8 protein-coding genes, 9 pseudogenes and 1 riboswitch are annotated in these 16,880 nt (G+C 72.4%); of the genes and pseudogenes, 5 read left to right on the top strand and 12 right to left on the bottom strand.

Annotated features, from left to right (window positions below):
- Positions 1-9: 9 nt before the first annotated feature.
- Positions 10-1,185, top strand: a complete 1,176-nt coding sequence (locus LNW71_RS00085) for a spore photoproduct lyase family protein (RefSeq protein WP_250966332.1) — start codon at positions 10-12, stop codon at positions 1,183-1,185.
- Positions 1,186-1,289: 104 nt separating this feature from the next.
- On the opposite strand, the gene LNW71_RS00080 is transcribed toward LNW71_RS00085, so the two are convergent.
- The 8 genes and pseudogenes from LNW71_RS00080 to LNW71_RS00045 all read right to left on the bottom strand — a co-directional run bounded on the left by LNW71_RS00080 (position 1,290) and on the right by LNW71_RS00045 (position 7,963).
- Complete coding sequence (locus tag LNW71_RS00080) at positions 1,290-1,541, bottom strand: DUF3253 domain-containing protein (protein WP_250971843.1); 252 nt, start codon at positions 1,539-1,541, stop codon at positions 1,290-1,292.
- Positions 1,542-1,629: 88 nt separating this feature from the next.
- A pseudogene (locus LNW71_RS00075) lies at positions 1,630-3,029 on the bottom strand (cytosine permease).
- Positions 3,020-3,114, bottom strand: a riboswitch (TPP riboswitch). Its footprint overlaps the pseudogene before it by 10 nt.
- Before the next feature lie 86 nt (positions 3,115-3,200).
- Positions 3,201-3,694: pseudogene (locus LNW71_RS00070) on the bottom strand (FBP domain-containing protein).
- 10 nt (positions 3,695-3,704) lie between these two features.
- Positions 3,705-4,250 (bottom strand): NUDIX hydrolase, encoded by a 546-nt coding sequence (locus LNW71_RS00065; RefSeq protein WP_250966331.1) that lies wholly within the window; start codon positions 4,248-4,250, stop codon positions 3,705-3,707.
- Between the two features lie 82 nt (positions 4,251-4,332).
- Positions 4,333-5,234 (bottom strand): annotated as a pseudogene (locus LNW71_RS00060) (hypothetical protein).
- On the bottom strand, positions 5,231-6,244 hold the full coding sequence (locus LNW71_RS00055; RefSeq protein WP_250966330.1) for an SPFH domain-containing protein: 1,014 nt from the start codon (positions 6,242-6,244) through the stop codon (positions 5,231-5,233). Before LNW71_RS00055 ends, LNW71_RS00060 begins: the two are co-directional and overlap by 4 nt.
- A 106-nt stretch (positions 6,245-6,350) precedes the next feature.
- Positions 6,351-7,096: pseudogene (locus LNW71_RS00050) on the bottom strand (SDR family oxidoreductase); the annotation flags it as partial.
- 237 nt (positions 7,097-7,333) lie between these two features.
- Positions 7,334-7,963 carry a TetR/AcrR family transcriptional regulator gene (locus LNW71_RS00045; protein ID WP_250966329.1) on the bottom strand — a complete coding sequence of 210 codons (630 nt, stop codon included), beginning with the start codon at positions 7,961-7,963 and terminating at the stop codon, positions 7,334-7,336.
- Between the two features lie 164 nt (positions 7,964-8,127).
- Here LNW71_RS00045 and LNW71_RS00040 point away from each other — a divergent pair, with 164 nt between their 5' ends.
- The 3 genes and pseudogenes from LNW71_RS00040 to LNW71_RS00030 all read left to right on the top strand — a co-directional run bounded on the left by LNW71_RS00040 (position 8,128) and on the right by LNW71_RS00030 (position 10,509).
- Complete coding sequence (locus tag LNW71_RS00040) at positions 8,128-8,964, top strand: phosphatase PAP2 family protein (RefSeq protein ID WP_285337901.1); 837 nt, start codon at positions 8,128-8,130, stop codon at positions 8,962-8,964.
- A pseudogene (locus tag LNW71_RS00035) lies at positions 8,961-9,914 on the top strand (hypothetical protein). Before LNW71_RS00040 ends, LNW71_RS00035 begins: the two are co-directional and overlap by 4 nt.
- A gap of 103 nt (positions 9,915-10,017) precedes the next feature.
- Positions 10,018-10,509, top strand: coding sequence for an NUDIX hydrolase (locus tag LNW71_RS00030; RefSeq protein ID WP_250966327.1), 492 nt, complete (start codon positions 10,018-10,020; stop codon positions 10,507-10,509).
- A gap of 32 nt (positions 10,510-10,541) precedes the next feature.
- On the opposite strand, the pseudogene LNW71_RS00025 reads toward LNW71_RS00030, so the two are convergent.
- A pseudogene (locus LNW71_RS00025) lies at positions 10,542-11,092 on the bottom strand (PadR family transcriptional regulator).
- 100 nt (positions 11,093-11,192) lie between these two features.
- Positions 11,193-13,208, bottom strand: coding sequence for an NADPH-dependent 2,4-dienoyl-CoA reductase (locus tag LNW71_RS00020; RefSeq protein ID WP_250966326.1), 2,016 nt, complete (start codon positions 13,206-13,208; stop codon positions 11,193-11,195).
- A gap of 234 nt (positions 13,209-13,442) precedes the next feature.
- On the opposite strand from LNW71_RS00020, the pseudogene LNW71_RS00015 reads away from it, so the two are divergent.
- A pseudogene (locus LNW71_RS00015) lies at positions 13,443-13,969 on the top strand (DoxX family protein).
- A gap of 127 nt (positions 13,970-14,096) precedes the next feature.
- Here LNW71_RS00015 and LNW71_RS00010 read toward each other — a convergent pair.
- Positions 14,097-15,738: pseudogene (locus LNW71_RS00010) on the bottom strand (FAD-dependent oxidoreductase).
- Positions 15,739-15,765: 27 nt separating this feature from the next.
- Positions 15,766-16,678 (bottom strand): annotated as a pseudogene (locus LNW71_RS00005) (diiron oxygenase).
- Between the last annotated feature and the right edge of the window lie 202 nt (positions 16,679-16,880).

The following is a 16,880-nucleotide window of genomic DNA, read 5'->3' as shown; positions in this document are numbered from 1 at the left end:
GCAAGGCACGTGGACCAGCCGCCGGCGGAATCCGCCCCGGGGGAGCCCGAGCAGCAGGCGCTCTTCGACTGGTCGGGCATCGCACCGGAGCCGCACGCGCCGTCGGCGTTCCGGGACAGCCCGCAGGCGCGCCGGATGCTCGACGTGCGGGAGGTCTACGCGGAGCCTGCGGCACTGGACTCCCCGCGCGGCCGGCAGATCATGGCCGGGCTGCCGGGGGTGCGGGTGACCGAGGTCGCGAGCCACTGGCGTATCCCCTCCCTCCACGGGAACGACGGCAACATCGCCCGATGGGTCCGCATCAAGACGGAGACGCTCGTCCTCGGGGTGAAGCGCACACTCCTGACGCGCCCCAACGGCAGGTCGGCCGACTGGATCGCTCCCGGGCCCTCCAACGGGTGCGCGATGGCCTGCGCGTACTGCTACGTCCCCCGTCGCAAGGGCTTCGCCAACCCCATCACGCTGTTCACCAACATCGAGGCGATCGTGGCCCATGTCCGCGGCCACGTACGGGCCCAGGGCCCCAAGACGGAGCCCAACCAGTGTGATCCCCAGGCCTGGGTCTACGACATCGGTGAGAACGGCGACTGTTCGGTGGACGCCCTGGTCTGCGACAACACCGCAGATCTCGTCGCCGCCTTTCGCGGCCTGCCGACGGCGAAGGCCTCCTTCGCGACGAAGTTCGTCAACCCCGACCTGCTCGCACTCGACCCGCAGGGGCGGACCCGGGTGCGCTTCTCCCTCATGCCGCCCGACGACGCCCGGCTGCTGGACATCCGCACCAGCCCGATCGCCGAGCGGATCGCCGCGGCCGCCGACTTCCTCGACGCCGGCTACGAGGTCCACTTCAACCTCTCGCCCGTCGTCCTGCGACCGGGATGGCAACGGGACTGGACCGACCTGCTCACGCACCTCGACGATGTCCTGCCCGACCGGGTGAAGCGGCAGGCGGCGGCCGAGATCATCATGCTGACCCACAACCGGTCGCTGCACGAGGTCAACCTGGGCTGGCACCCCCGCGCCGAGGAGGTGCTGTGGCAGCCGGCCGCCCAGGAGAGCAAGCGCTCGCAGAACGGGGCCCTCAACGTCCGCTACTCCCTGGAGATCAAACGGCAGTCACTGACACGCATCCAGCAACTGCTGGCCGCACACGCGCCGTGGCTGCGCGTCAGGTACGCCTTCTGAGGCCCGGCGGGCTCACCCTCTCCGGCCCTTCGGCGGATGCGGAGTCGGAAGGGCAACGCGCGGGCCGGGCGGAGCCCGTTCCGGAGGAGGTGATGGCCGGGCTGTCAGCGAGCACGGCGAATACGGATGGGCCCCCGGGCCCGGTCCGGGTCGACCGGCTGACCGGCCTGGGTGATCTCCGCCTCGCCGGCCGCGACCAGACGCCGGGCCGCGCGACGGGCCGGTTCCATGAGGGCGCGCCAGCCGTCGTCGTCCTGCGTGTACACCGCGCGTGCGGCGTCGGAGGGACAGATCGTCGCGGTCGGGCCGCGACGCTCCAGCAGCTCCAGGATCGCCCGCTCCAGACGCCGGTCCATGCCGTGTTCGCTGTCCGTCACACGCCCAGTCTCCCACCGGCAGCGGGGCGGCGCCGCAGTGCAGAGGGGCCGAGACCCTCGTTGCGGTTCAGCGGCGGTGGCGCAGCCGCAGCGGGAGGTAGACCACCAGGGCCGCGAGGAACGCCACACCGTAGGCGAGGTCGGCGTGGTGCAGCGCCTTCGCCACCGGGCCCACGTACAGGCTGGTGCTCATGAACGGCACCGCGGCGGCGAAGGCGACGGTGAAGGCGGTGAGCGCGGGCCACCACGGCTGCCCGTGAGCGCTCTCGGCGGCCAGGTCGACGGGGGCGCCGCCACGGGCCCTCGCCCGCACGATCCAGTCGACGGCCACGATCGCGACGAACCCCGGGATCCAGTAGCCGACCATGAGCAGCACGTTCTGGAAGCGCGTGGTGGTGTCGGCGGCGTGCATCCACAGGACGAGCGGGAAACCGAGGGCGGCCGCGAGTGCCGCGGCGAGCGGACGCGGCAGCCGGACCCCCATGGTCTGCAACGCCAGTGATCCGCTGTAGTCGTTCATGGCGTTGCTGCACAGCGCGGCAAGTGCCACGGCGAGCAGCCCGAACGCGCCGAGGGCGCCGCCTCCCAGAAGCGTGTCGATACCTCGCGCGGTCTGGTCGGTGAAGACGGACGCACCCCACAGGCCGAGAGTCTGAACGGCCACGAAGGAGACACTGATGCCGAGCAGCGTGCACCAGAACATCCGCGGCCGGGAGGCGGTGCGCGGCAGATAGCGGCTGAAGTCGCTGGCGTACGGCGCCCAGGAGAGCGCCAGGCTCAGGGCGATGGTGCACGTCAGGACGAACGCGCCCGCCCGGTCGGCGCCGTGCACGGAACCGCTGGTGGCGGGGTGGACACCGTGCAGGAGCTTCGCGGAGAGCACGGCGAAGGCGGCGGCGAGAGCGAAGGTCATCACGGTCTGGAGCCGGTGGATCACCTCGTACCCCAGTACGCCGAGCGCGCCCTGGGCCGCCATCATGACCAGCACTCCCAGCCAGAACGGCCAGCCGCACAACTGGGCCAGCGCGTCCCCGCCGAACAGTCCGATCAGCGCGTCCCAGGCGATGGACGACAGCCACTGCAGCGCGCCGGGCAGTACCACGCCCCGTCCGAACGCGAGTCGTGCGAGAGGCAGTTGAGCGGCGCCGGTCCGGCTGCCCCAGGTACCCAGGTACGCGGTGGGGACGGCGCCCACGAGTGTGCCGAGCACGACGGCGGTGAGGGCCGTGGCGAAGTCCAGGCCCAGGGCGATACCGACGGTGCCGGTGAAGACGCCGGTCATCGTCAGGTTGGGGGCGAACCAGACAGTGAACAGCCGGCCGGGTCCGCCGTAGCGGCGGTCCTCGGAACGGGGGCTATCCCGTGTGCCTCGATGCGCAGATCGCCGGGGGCGGTGGGCATGCGCCCGTCGAATGCGGGTCGTGGGTCCACGGCTGTGCGCTCGTGCGGGGCGTACGGCAACGACATGAAGACATCCCTCCGCCAGTGCTAACTGGTTCAGGTTCGACGGGTGTGTTCTCAGCCCCCGTATGGGGCACCCCGTGTCCGGTTCGGCGGCCAGGATAGCCGGGCCTGCGCGGATGCCCGTGCGGCGGGGTCGCCGACGGGTGGCTGCGCGGGCGCGGGGCCGCGGGCCGCTCAGCTGAAGAGCTTGGCCACGTAGCCGGAGAGGTTGGCCGTGGTGCGCGCGATCTTCTCCTCCAGCGTCAGCGACTCCTCGAAGCGCGCGCCCGAGGCCACGGCCTTCTTCCCCCGCACGTAGAGCGAGCAGGCCAGGTCGGTGCACATGTAGAGGCCGACCGAATTGCCTTCGCGCCCCGCCGTTCCGGTCTTGCGGGCGGTCATCAGCGAGACCCCGCTGCCCGGGTGCGTGGTGAGGCAGAGCGAGCACATGCTCCGGTGGAGAAAGCCGCGCTGCTGGGAGGGGAAACGCAGTGAGATGCCGGTGAGCCTGCCGTCGTGCTCGGTGACGATGTAGCTGCGCCCGGGGCGGAGAGGTCACGCCAGCCGAGGAAGTCGAGATCGTCCCACGGCTGCTCCTCGAGATCGCGCGGCAGTGGCAGGCGCTTGGCTTCTCCCTTGGAGCAGTTGACGAACGATGTGCGGATGTCCTGCTCGGTCACGGCCTTCATACCGACGACGCTAACTCTGCCTATGACCCCTAGGCAAATGATTAATAAGCTTAGGGGTGTGCCTGCGTACTCTCGGTGAGACGTTCAGCCGGTGCGCGGGCGGGTGCTCGATGCCGAGATCGGGGCGCCAGGCCGCGAGGATCTGCGCCGACGGGTCGAACAGCGAGGCCGGCAGGGCCTCGGGCCGGGTCCACTGCCAGGTGCTGATGAGGTGGGGTTCGGTCACCCGGGGGCTGCCCGACTCCAGGACGACGAGGGCGGCCATCGTCACCCGGTTGATGCCGGCGACGGCGTCGTGCAGCATCGCGAAGACGCTCATGTCGCGCTCGGCGACCGCCAGCCCGGTCTCCTCGCGGAGCTCCCGTACCGCTGCCGCCGCGATGGACTCGTGCGTCGGGTCGACCTTGCCGCCGGGCAGCTCCCACGTGCCGCTGTGGTGCCGGCCGAGCAGGATGCGCCCCTGCGGGTCCTGCACGATCACGCCCACGCCCAGCGCGGCCTGGGCCAGTGGCGGGCGGGAGTTGCGGGCGGGTACCTGCGCCGCGTCGCTGTCCATGATGCTCCTCGGAGTGATCGGGGGAGTGATCGGTGGGGTCCGTACGAGGAGCGAGCCTACGGGCGCGCCCGGGCCGGGGACTTCAGCAACCGGCCAGCCGCAGCGAGGTGTCCGAGATGCCGAGCCGCACGGTCTGACCCCACGTCAGCTCCAGTGCGTCCGCCTCCATGCCGTCGCCGAAGACCACCACCCGGTCGGACTCGACGGTCAGCCGCAGCCCGTGGCCGCGGCCCAGCTCGCCCGAGACCAGCGAGGTGCCCGTGACGGGTGACGGCCAGGCCTCCCGGACGAACCAGAGCAGCCGGGCGTCGGTGGGGGCCGGCAGCGCCAGCGGGCTGCGGCGTTCCTGCCACAGGGACCGGAGCCACCCGGTCGCGCCGGTCCCGGTGCCGACCAGGACGCCGGACGAGGCCTGCGGCTCGGCGGGGGAGTCCGCCACGTCCGGGCCGAGCCGGTAGCGGGCGGTCTGGTGCCCCGACGGACCGAGGTAGATCTCGTTGAGGGCGAGCAGCCGCTGCGTGTCGTCGGCCACCGCCTCGACCATGGTGAGTTCGTCCGCCGAGGCGCCCGGAGCCACGGCCGCCCGCAGCAGCGCGCCGGCGTCCGAAGGCCGGTGGCGGACCAGGACTCCCGGATTGCGGCCGGGATCGGTGTCGATGCCGACCACCGGCTGGCCGGCGAGGTACTTGGCGGCGTTGGCCACCAGTCCGTCCTGCCGACCACGACCACGACGTCCTCTGGTGCGAACAGGAACCGGTCCAGGTCCTGGCGCTCCACCCGGGACTGGCGCCACTGCAGCGGCACGGCCGCCGCCACATCGGCGAGCGCCTGCCGGGTCCGCTCATGCCGCCGGGCCACCTCCTCGATGGACCGGCCCCGGCTGGAGAGGAAGAAGGCCGCCTGGCCGTGGGTGCCGTGCCGTGCGAGCAACTCCTCGTACTCGGTGGTGCGGTGGACCAGGACGGCTCGGGGGGCCAGGCTCATGCCCGGGTCTCCGGTGCGGGCCGGCCGAGCTTGGTGAGCAGGCCGGTGAGGACGTCGGGCGACAGGGTGAGGCTGTCGATGCGCGGCAGGTTCTCGGCGAGCCGGGTGGCTGCCAGTGCGTGCAGGGTCGTGGCCGGCACCTCTCCGTGCACCCGCAGCCAGGCCGCCTGGGACTCGGCGCGGGCCGCGCCGACCTCACGGGCCGCTTCGGCCTCCGCGCGGGCGATCCGCACCTTGCGGGCCGCTTCGGCCTCGGCGCGCACCCCGTCGGCTGCCGCGTTCTCCTCGGCTTCGCGCCGGGTGTTGGTGCCGCGCTGCTCGACCAACTGCTCTTCGCGGCGGGCGAGTTCGATCTGGCTGGCGAGCTCGTTCTCGGCGATGGTCCGCTCGCGCTCGACGGCCACGGCCCGCCGTTCGTACGTCGCCCGGTCGGCCTCCTGCTGGATCTGTTCACGGGCGGGCGTGCGCAGGGCGCGTTCCACCTCCGCCTCGGGCCGGATGGCGACGACGCGTACCGCCACGACCTCGATGCCGGTGGCGGGCAGCCGCGGCTCGTCGGCCAGGCCGGCGGCGACCCTGTCGCGCACCGCGGCCACACCGTCGACCAGGGCGCCGGCCAGCGGGGTGCGGGCCAGCACGTCCAGGGTGTGCTGCTGGGCCGTCCCGGTGAGCAGCGTCGCGATCTGCTCCAGCGGGGCGCCGCGCCAGACGCCGGAGTCCGGGTCGACGGAGAAGTCCAGGCGCGCGGCTGCCTCGGCGGGATCGCTGATGCGGTACGTCACGGTGGCCTGCACGGTGACGTCCTGGAAGTCGGCCGTGCGGGCGTGGAACGCCATGGCCAGCTCCCGGTCGTTGACCGGGACTTCGGAGAGCGCGGCGCTGAGCGACCGGTACCAGAAGCTCAGACCCGCCCCGTCATGGGCGAGCCGGCCGCGCTTGTGGTGGCGGATGTGGGCGGTGGGCGCGGAGCGCAGATGGCGCCAGCCGAAGCGCCTGGTGATGTCGGCCATGATGGGACCCCTCGTTCTCGTCATCACGACGATAATGGGGCAGCCGCATATCGTCAAGGGGACGAGAAGGGGGCTCTCGCCTCCCTCTCACGGGCCAGGAACCTGGCGGGAACTCGCCCCCGCCGTGCACCGCCAGATCGGCGCCGTTGATGTAGTGGGCCAGCCCGCCCGCCAGGTACAGGCAGGCGCGTGCCACGTCGTCCGGCACGGCCATCCGCCGCATCGGGATCACGCCCGCCACCGCCGCGCCCTCGTCCGGGCCGTACACCGCTGCCGCGGTCCCGGTGCGGATCGGCCCGGCCGTGATGTGGTTGACGCGCACCCTCGGCGCCCATTCGAGGGCCAGCGCCCGGGTGAGCCCCAGCAGTCCGGCCTTGGCCGCGGTGTAGGCGGCCGTGCCGGGCTGCGGCGCGTGTGCGCTGACGCTGCCGATATTGATGACCGAGCCGCCGGTGTCCTGGCTCTGCATCACCCGGTTCGCCGCCTGCGCCGTATGGAACGGGGCGAGCAGGTTCAGCGCGACGACCTTCTCGACGAACCGCGGTGACACGGTCGCGGCCTCGGCGTCGGGGAGCCGCCCGCGTTGTTGACCAGTACGTCCAGCCGCCCGTAGCGCGCCACCGCGGTCTCCACCAGCGCGGCCGCCGCCGCCGGGTCCCGGATGTCGGTGGCCCGGAAGTGCGCGGTGCGGCCGCCGGCCGCGGGCAGCGACCGGGGCTCACGGCGCCCGCAGACGAGCACCTGGGCGCCGGCCGACAGGAAGGCCCGGGCGATCGCGGCGCCGATGCCCTTGGTGCCGCCGGTGACGATCACCGCCCGCCCGGAGAAGTCCACAGGGTTGCCGATGTCCATGATCCGCCTCTGCTGGTGCCGGGTGCGCCGCTTGCCGGGACCTGGTCAATCTACCAATCGTTTGTTTGGTGGTGAAGATGCCGAGCCGGTACGGGCGGCGGCCGTTCCCGGCCCGAACCGCGGCCGGCCGGCGACTTCGCGAGAAGTCGCCGGCCGGCCGGATGGCGCGCCGCCCCCGTCCCCACGGTGCGGCGCGGGCGGGCCGTCGTCATCCGCTCGGACGACGACCCACGTCTGTCAGGACCCGGACGCCGACGCGTCCAGGCCGAGTGCGGGAAGGACCGCGCCCTCCACGAAGCGGATGAGAAAGGTCTCATCCGCGTGGGTCCCCGCCAGCATCGGCCGGGCGCGCATGACGCCGAGCAGCTGGGTGGAGACGAACTCCCTCGCGGGGTTGTCCGCCGCCACCTCGCCACGCTCCACGCCGCGCTTGACCATGGCGTCGATCGCCGCCATCTCCGGAAGGATCAGCGCCTCGCGCAGCGCGCACAGGAGCTCCGGGCTCTGCAGGGCGGCATGACTCAGGGCCAGCATCAGTGAGGTGTCGCGGCCGGAACCCACGCCGATGACCCGCGCCGCCTCGCGCAGGTCTCCCGCGAGTGTGCCCGTGTCGATCCGCGGCAGCAGGCCCCGCCGGGTGCCGTGCAGGGCCGCGACCACCAGCTCCGGCTTGGATCCCCACTGGCGGTACAGGGTGGATTTGCCGCAGCGGGACCGGGAGGCGACGCCCTCCATGGTCAGCGACTCGTAGCCGTTCTCTCTGAGCATGTCGAGCACGGCCGTGTAGAGCTCCTGGGCCCGCTCCGGCGTGATCTTCGAGCGGCGCGGCGTGGGGGCCGCCTCCTGCTCGGTTTCCTGCGACGACATGCGCTTTCCCTCTCTGCGACTCTGCGACGAGGTCCATCGATACGCCAGTGTACCGATACGCGAGTGTTCCGATACGTTCGCGTATCGGTACACTGGCGTATCGATACGGCATGGACCGTTCCATGCCGCCGTAACAGCGCTTCGTCAGTAAGGGGCACCGGGTGATGCACACCGGTAGCAAGCCTGCGGACCGGGAGCCGGACACTTCTGCCCGACCGCCCCTCGTCCGCGAGCTGCTTCTCGTCGCAGGACTCTTCGTGATCTACAAGTTCGGCCGCCAGGCGGCCAACGGTCACGTCGATGAGGCGTTCCACAACGCAGGACGTGTGTGGGACCTCGAACGGGCCGTGCACCTGCCCGGCGAGGGCGCCGTACAGGGCCTGCTGCTCCACGACGAGACGCTGATCCACCTGGCGAACACCTACTACGCCACCGTGCACTTCCCGGCCACCCTGCTCTTCCTCGGCTGGCTGTACTGGCGCCGCCCCCGCCACTACCTCTGGTCGCGGCGCGTCCTCGCCGTGCTCACCGGCGCCGCACTGGCCCTGCACCTGCTCTTCCCGCTCGCCCCGCCACGGCTGCTCGCCGCCACCGGGCTGATCGACACCGGGCAGGTGTACGGGCCGACGGTGTACGGATCGACGCCCGCCACCGACTCGATGGCGAACCAGTTCGCGGCGATGCCCTCGCTGCACTTCGGCTGGGCGCTCATGGTGGGTGTCGGCCTGGTCGTCGCGACCCGCTCCCGGTGGCGCTGGCTGTGGCTGCTGCACCCGGCGGTCACCCTGTTCGTCATAGTCGGCACCGCCAACCACTACTGGCTCGACTCGATCGTGGTCGCGGCGCTGCTCTCGGTGGCGCTCGCGGCCCTGCGGCTGCCGCGCACGGACCCCGTCGGGGTGCACATCCCCTGGCCGGCCGCGCCCACCCGCCCGTACGCCACCGCCGCCCGTGCCGACGGCCGCTCCCCGTCCTACGCGTCGTCCGGGGCCGGACGATGAACGCCACCCTGATCGCCGTCGCGCTGTCCCTGGTCTCCGCCGCCGCGTACGCGTCGGCCGCGGTGGCTCAGGCACGGCTCGCCGGGCGCACCGAACCCGGCACCGGGACGCTCCGGATGCTCGCGCGCGGGGCATGGTGGTCGGCCGTCGGGCTGAACGCCGGCGGCGCGCTGCTGCACGTCGCCGCGCTGAAGTACGGGCCGCTCACGCTCGTCCAGCCGCTGGGCGCCCTCACTCTGGTCGCCGCCGTCCCGCTGGGCGCCCGCGCGGCCGGACGCCGCGTCTCCACGACCGAGTGGCGCGGCACCCTGCTCACCCTGCTCGGCCTCGGAGCCCTGCTGCTGACCGCCGGCGGGTCCGCTCCGCACGAGACGCTGAGCCTGGTCGAGGCGCTGGCCGTCGGCGCCGGGACGATGGCCGTCGTCGCCGGCCTCAGCCGCCCGGGGCCCGCCCGGGGCTGCGGCACGCCGCGGCCTCCGGCATCACCTCCGGTGTCGCCTCCGCGCTCACCCAGACGCTGACCGTCGCCGTCACCGACCACACCACGGCCCGCTGTTCAGCTGGCGCCTGGTGGTCGTCGCGCTGCTCGTCTCGGCCTTCGCGATGGGCGGACTGCTGCTCTCCCAGACCGCCTACCGCGGCGGCCTCGGCGCACCCCTCGCCGTCGTCACCCTCGCCAACCCGGTTGCCGCGGCAGTCATCGGCCTCGCCCTGCTGGGCGAGCGCCTGCAGGGCGGCACGATCAGTCTGATCCCGGCGCTGCTGGGCACGGCAGCGGCGGTACGCGGAGTACTCCTGCTGAGCCGCGCGCAGGGCGGGACTGCGCCCGCACCCGAGGCGGTCGTGGCCGTGCCCGCTCCCGTCACCCCTCCCGGGTCGTGATCCGGAGTCCGCGGGCGCTGCACCATGAACCCGGGCACTTCCGGAGGATCAGGGCCGGCCGCTCCTGAGGCCCGTCCCGTAGCCCCGCTGCGCCGGTGGTTGCGGGCCGCCGCGCGGTGACGCCGGACAACCGCCGGCATTCTCCTGGGCCGGGCGGGGAAGAACGGTCCGGTGACCGAACTCCCGCCCGAGCCGCCGGTCCTCGGCCACCGCGGCAACGTCCTTGCGGCTTTCAGCCACGGCGTGGAGGGTGAGCCTCCCGGCGACGCCCCCGTGCCCATGTCCCTCACGGCTCTCTGGCACCACGGCAAGGTGCTCCTGGTGTTCGACCGTTACCGCAACAGCTGGGAGCTCCCCGGCGGGACGATCGAACCGGGGGAGACGCCTCGCGAGGCGGCGCTGCGCGAACTCCTTGAGGAGAGCGGCCAGCAGCCGGACCACCCCGTCGCCTTCGTGGGTTACGCGGCCTTCCTCCTGGGACCCGACCGGCGCGCGGAATACGGCGCGCTGTTCACGGGCCGCACCACCGCGCTGCGCACCTTCCGGCCCGACGAGGAGATCGCGGCCGTCCGCTGGTGGGACCCGGCCACGCCGCTGCCGGAGCGGACCGAGCCGCTCGACGCCTGGCTCGCACGGCTCACACGGAATCCGGCGCAGGGCTGAACGGTGGCGCGCACGCGGGGCCGTTCAGCCGGTTACTCAGTGGGCCCGGCCGCGGGAGCGGTGTCCTCGGCCAGCGCGCGGGTCAGCCAGCCGATCCAGAAGTTCTCCAGATCGATGCCGCCACGCAGCACCAGATGCCGCAGCCGGTCCCGGCCGCGTCGCGCTCCGGCGGGAAGTCCCGCTCCTCGATCGCCAGATACTCCGCGAGCTGCGCCCGGTGCAGGTCCAGATGGCGCCGCAGCTCCGTGTCCAGACCGGGCGCTCCGACGATGGCCGCCGCCCGCATCCGCAGCAGCAGCGGATCGCGGACCTGCTTGGGGTCCTCGGGCCGGGCCACCCAGGCGGACAGCGCCTCGCGGCCCGCGGGCAGCACCTCGTACTCCTTCTTCCGGCCGCGGGCGGGCTGCGCCGACACGAGTGCCCTGATCTGCCCCGCCTGCTCCAGCTTTCCCAGCTCGCGGTAGATCTGCTGATGCGTGGCCGACCAGAAGTAGCCGATCGACCGGTCGAACCTGCGGGTCAGCTCCAGCCCCGACGAAGGCTTTTCGAGCAGGGCGGTGAGGATCGCGTGCGGGAGTGACATGGGGTGCATCCTAAGGACGGCCGGATGTTCCCGCGGCCGGCCCGACGAGCGGCCCCGCGACGCGGGACCGCTCCGCCCGGCCGTCGCGGGGCCGCCCAGGTCAGAGCGAGGCGGCCAGTTCGGTGCCCTGGCGGATGGCCCTCTTGGCGTCCAGTTCGGCCGCGACGTCCGCGCCACCGATCAGATGCGCGGGACGGCCGGCCGCGAGCAGCTCCTCGTGCAGGTCACGCCGGGGGTCCTGGCCCGCGCAGAGCACCACCGTGTCGACCGGCAGCAGGTGCTGCTCCCCGTCGACCGTGACATGCAGCCCGTCGTCGTCGATCCGGTCGTAGCCGACACCCGCCAGCATGGTGACGCCCCGGTGCCGGAGTTCGGTGCGGTGGATCCACCCCGTCGTCTTGCCGAGCCCCGCGCCGACCTTGCTCTCCTTGCGCTGCAGCAGATGGACCGTGCGGGCCGACTTCGGCCGCTCGGCGGTGCCGAGTCCGCCGCGCTCGCGGTACTCGGTGTCGACGCCCCACTGCCGGAAGAACGCCTCGGGGTCCAGGCTCGCCGCGTCCCCGCCGTCGGTCAGGAACTCGGCCACGTCGAAACCGATGCCGCCCGCGCCGACGAGGGCGACCCGGTCGCCCACCGGCGCCCCGTGGCGCAACACGTCGAGGTAGCTGACCACACTGGGGTGGTCGACGCCCGGGATCGCCGGGGTGCGGGGAGTGACCCCGGTGGCCAGGACGATCTCGTCGAAGCCGTCGAGCTCGCCGGGGGTGGCCACGGTGGAGAGCCGGACCTCGACCTTCTCCTCCGCCAGCCGGGTACGGAAGTAGCGCAGCGTCTCGTTGAACTCCTCCTTGCCCGGGACCCGGCGTGCCACGTTGAGCTGCCCGCCGATCTCGTCGGCGGCGTCGAAGAGCGTCACGGCGTGCCCGCGCTCGGCCGCCGTCACGGCACAGGCGAGCCCGGCGGGACCGGCGCCGACGACCGCGACGCGCTTGCGGGTCCGGGTCGGCGAGAGGACGAGCTCCGTCTCGTGGCAGGCACGGGGATTGACCAGGCAGGAGGTGACCTGGCCGCTGAAGATGTGGTCCAGGCAGGCCTGGTTGCAGCCGATGCAGGTGTTGATGGCGTCCGCACGGCCCTCACTCGCCTTCACGACGAAGTCCGGGTCGGCGAGGAACGGCCGGGCCATCGACACCATGTCCGCGCGGCCCGCCGCCAGGATCTCCTCGGCGACCTGGGGGGTGTTGATCCGGTTGCTCGTCACCAGCGGTACGGAAACGGCACCCCGCACCTTCTCGGTGACCCAGGTGAAAGCGCCGCGCGGCACCGACGTCGCGATGGTGGGGATACGGGCCTCGTGCCAGCCGATGCCGGTGTTGATGATCGTCGCGCCGGCCGCCTCGATCTCCCGGGCGAGCTGCACGACCTCCTCCAGCGACGACCCGCCGGGCACCAGGTCCAGCATCGACAGCCGGTAGATCAGGATGAAGTCACTGCCGACCCGCTCACGGACCCGGCGCACGATCTCCACGGGGAAGCGGATGCGGTTCTCGTACGAGCCGCCCCAGCGGTCGTCGCGGTGGTTGGTGGCGGCGGCGATGAACTCATTGAGCAGGTAGCCCTCGGAGCCCATGATCTCGACGCCGTCGTAGCCCGCGCGCTGTGCCAGCGCGGCCGCGGATACGAAGTCGTCGATGGTCGACTCGATCTCCTCGTCGGTCAGCGCGTGCGGGGTGAACGCACTGATCGGCGCCTTGATCGCGCTCGGGGCCACCAGGCCGGGGTGGTGGGCGTAGCGCCCGAAGTGCAGGATCTGCATGGCGATCCGGCCGCCGGCCGCGTGCACGGCCGCGGTGACCTGTTCATGCTGCGCGGCTTCCGCCTCCGTGGTCATCTTCGCGCCGCCGGGGAACGTGCAGCCGGCGTCGTTCGGCGCGATGCCGCCGGTGACCATGAGGCCCACCCCGCCGCGTGCGCGGGCGGCGTAGAACGCGGCCATCCGCTCGAAGCCGTGCTCGACCTCCTCAAGGCCGATGTGCATCGACCCCATCAGGACCCGGTTGGGAAGGGTGGTGAACCCGAGGTCGAGCGGGCTCAGCAGGTGCGGGTACGGGCTCATGCGGCGGCTCCTCGCGCAGTGTCGTCGATCCAGTTCTAGACCACCGGATCGTCATTGTGCAACAAGTTGCACAATGACGTTGGTCGCACTGCGGCAGGGGGCACGGTCCGTCCGCGAGTGCCCGGACGGCGTAACACCGGGACCCGTCCGGGCCCGGCGGCACGGAGAGTGGTTGCGTACCGCACCCAGGGCCCCTGCGTCCGTGGCAAGCCCCCGATACCTCCCGGAGACCTCATGGGCAGCGTCAACCGTCGAGACCTCGGCCTGCTGATCCTTCGCGTCGGCACCGGCGCCGTGCTGGCCGCGCACGGCAGCCAGAAGCTGGCCGGGTGGTTCGGCGGCGGTGGCATCGAGGGCACCACCGCCGCGATGGAGGCCATGGGCTTCCATCCGCCCAAGCACAGTGCGGTCGCGGCCGGACTCGGCGAGGCGGGCGGTGGCGTTCTGCTCGCCCTGGGCCTCGCCACCCCGCGGCCGGCGCGGCGGCGGCCGGCGCCATGGCGGGAGCCGTGGCCGTCCACGCACCCGCCGGATTCTTCGCACAGGGCGGCGGTTACGAGTACCCGGCCTTCCTCGGCTTCACCGCCGCCGCGATCGGCCTGACCGGTCCAGGCCGCTACTCCGTCGACCACGCCACCTGTCACGCGTTCGACCGCCCCTGGACGGTGGCTCTGGCCTTCGCGGGGAGCGCGGTGGCGGCGGCCGCCGTCGTCGGCAAGCGGGCCAGGGGGCAGGCTGCGGACCCGACGGACGAAGCCTGATCGCTCCGGTCGTCCGGTCCGGTGAGTCCCGGTGCCGACGGCTGGTGCCGGGCGACTGTCATCGCCCGGAGCGGGAGCAGACCCGGCATCGGCTGTCACGGGTCCGCTCCCGCTCCGGGCGGTCCGGTCAGCTCGACGGCCTCCAGCGGCCGCCCTTCGAGGCCGCGACCAGTGCGGGCACGGTGGCGATCTTGACCCGGGGACGGCCGTGTTCACGGCCGCGGGCCAGCTCGGCCCGGTCGATGGCCGCCAGTCCGCGAGCGTCCACGACGTCGCCGCCGCGCCTGCGCGTGAGGCGCTGGAACGCCTTGGCGGATGCGCGGGAGAGGGCAGAACGCCCGCGATGGCGTCCTCCAGGAGCGTGCCGACCGTCTCGGCGGCGCAGGTGCGGTTGGCTCCGATGCCGCCCGCCGGTCCCCGCTTGATCCAGCCGACGACGTACGTCCCGGCCATGCCGGTCACCCGGCCGCCCTCGTGCGGAACGGTGCCGGTTGCCTCGTCGAAGGGCAGGCCCGGCACCGGCAGGCCGCGGTAGCCGACCGCCCGCAGGAAGAGGCCTGCTGGTATCTCCTGCTCACCCCCGGCTCCCGTCACGCGCAGGGCTTCGACGCGGTCGGGACCCAGCGCCGCCACGGGCGCGGAGTGGAAGCGGAAGACGATGCGTCGTCCCCCGTCCGGGGCAGCGACCAGTCGACCGCCTCCCGGGTACGTCGCGGAACAGGGCGGCCTTGTCGCCCGGCGCCGCGCCGTCGATCGTCCCGCCCGTCCTCGGATCCTGGTCGTCGACGACCAGCTCCACGCCCGGCAGGTGCTTGAGGGCGAGCAGTTCGGAGGCGGTGCAGGCGGTGTGCTCGGGGCCGCGCCGTCCCAGCAGCACGACCTCGCGCACCTTCGAGTCCCGCAGGGCCGCGAGCGCGTGGTCGGCGATGTCCGTGCCCGCCAGCGCGGCGGGGTCCGTGACGAGGATGCGCGCGACGTCCAGCGCGACGTTGCCGTTGCCGGCGACGACCACCCGCTCCGCGTCCAGCGACACGGTCTCCGGCGGGACTTCCGGGTGGGCGTTGTACCAGGCCACGAACGAGGTGGCCGAGGTACTGGCCGTCAGGTCCTCACCCGGGATGCCGAGCCGGCGGCCGGTGGAGGCGCCGACCGCGTAGATCACCGCGTCATGGTGCGCGGCGAGCTCCTGTGCGGTGAGGTCCCTGCCCACCTCCACACCCAGATGCATGCGTACCCGGGGTGCGAGTGGAAGCGTGCGAAGGTCTCGCCCACCTTCTTCGTCGCGGGGTGGTCGGGCGCCACGCCGTACCGGACGAGGCCGCCGGCCACCGGCAGCCGGTCGACCAGCGTCACCTCGGCGTTGGTGTGCAGCAGCAGGTCCTCGGCGGCGTACATCCCGGCCGGCCCGGTGCCGACCACCGCCACCCGGATCGGTGCGAAGTCGGACGGCAGGCTGCGCGGGTACGAAGGCTCGCCCCAGGCATGGAAGTTGGGCCCGGCGGCAGGCTCCGGCTCCTGGTCGCGAAGTAGGCGGCGTTGATCGCCGCGTACTCCTTCTGCGCCCCGAAGAGGCTGTCCACCGGGAAGACCGCGTCGACCGGGCAGGCGTCCGCGCAGGCGCCGCAGTCGATGCACGTCGCCGGGTCGACGTAGAGCATCTCCGTGCTGCCGAAGGCCCGTTCCTGGGGCGTCGGGTGAATGCAGTTGACGGGGCACACGGCGACGCAGGTGGCGTCGCTGCAGCAGGTCTGGGTGATGGCGTAGGTCATCTCGTCAGCTCGGGTTGTCGGCTCGGATCAGATCAGGGAGGCGCGCTTGTAGAAGAACAGGGCCGGCCCGGTGAGCAGGCGTGCCGAGGACAGGAACTCCATCAGGCCCGAACAGCTCGACCTCATGAGGGACTTGTGGTGCTCGTTGGCCCCGGCTTCGGCCCTGGCGCGCCCGGCGTCGAGACCCGCGTTCGCGTAGACCTCGCGGTTCACCATGCTGGTGACGATGTAGTACGACGCGATCGCGACGACGAGGGAGTTGATGTGCCGGCGCAGCGGGCCCGCGTTCCGCAGCCGCCTGCGGTCTCGTCACGGGCGAACTTCATGTGCCGTGACTCCTCCACCACATGGATGTTGTTGATCGTCCGGACGAAGGGAGCGACCCGCTCGTCCCGCATCCAGTCGCGCTGCATCACGTCGAGCACCTCCTCGGCGACGAGGATTGCGGCGTAGGCCGCCTCGCCGAAGGCGAGTGTCTTGAAGGCCCGCCCCAGTTCGACCACCATCCGGTGCGGCCGGTAGGCCGGGCGCCCAGCTTCGCGGCGCCGCGGGCGAACATGATGGAGTGCCGGCACTCGTCGGCGACCTCGGTCAGCGCCCACTGGAACCGTGGATCGGTCGGGTCCTTGGCGTACATGTCGCGCAGCACCATCTGCTGCAGGATCATCTCGAACCAGATGCCCGTGCTGGCGACGGACGCGGCTTCCTGACGCGTCAGCGCCTTGCGCTGGGCCTCGGTCAACTCCTGCCAGTACGCGGTGCCGTAGAGCGTGCTCCACTCGGGGCTCGCGCCGTGGTGGTCCGTGTCGAGCGGTGTGTCCCAGTCCACCTCGGTGGCCGGGTCGTACGAGAGCTTCGCGGCCGAATCGAGCAGGCGTCGGGCGACGTCCTGCTCGGCGAGCCGGTCCTGGTCCTCCGGCCGGACAGTGCTGCTTGCCATGCTGCGGCTCCTCTTGTCGAGAGAGATCGAGATCGACCCGACGCCGCCCGGCCGGTGCCTCATCCCGTGCCCACTCGATGAGACCGATGGCCGCGAGCGCCGCCCCGCTTGTTAGACGTGACGTCTAGCAAGCTGTTAGACGGAAGGTATAGCAAGAGAGCCGCAGGAGCCTACCCCCGCGTAGGAAATCCGTACGATCTCT

Origin of the sequence: Streptomyces sp. RKAG290 (assembly GCF_023701695.1) — a bacterium.
In the GTDB taxonomy this organism is placed as follows: domain Bacteria; phylum Actinomycetota; class Actinomycetes; order Streptomycetales; family Streptomycetaceae; genus Streptomyces.
Note: the sequence above shows the minus strand (reverse complement) of the source record. Positions and strands in the feature narration are given on the sequence as shown.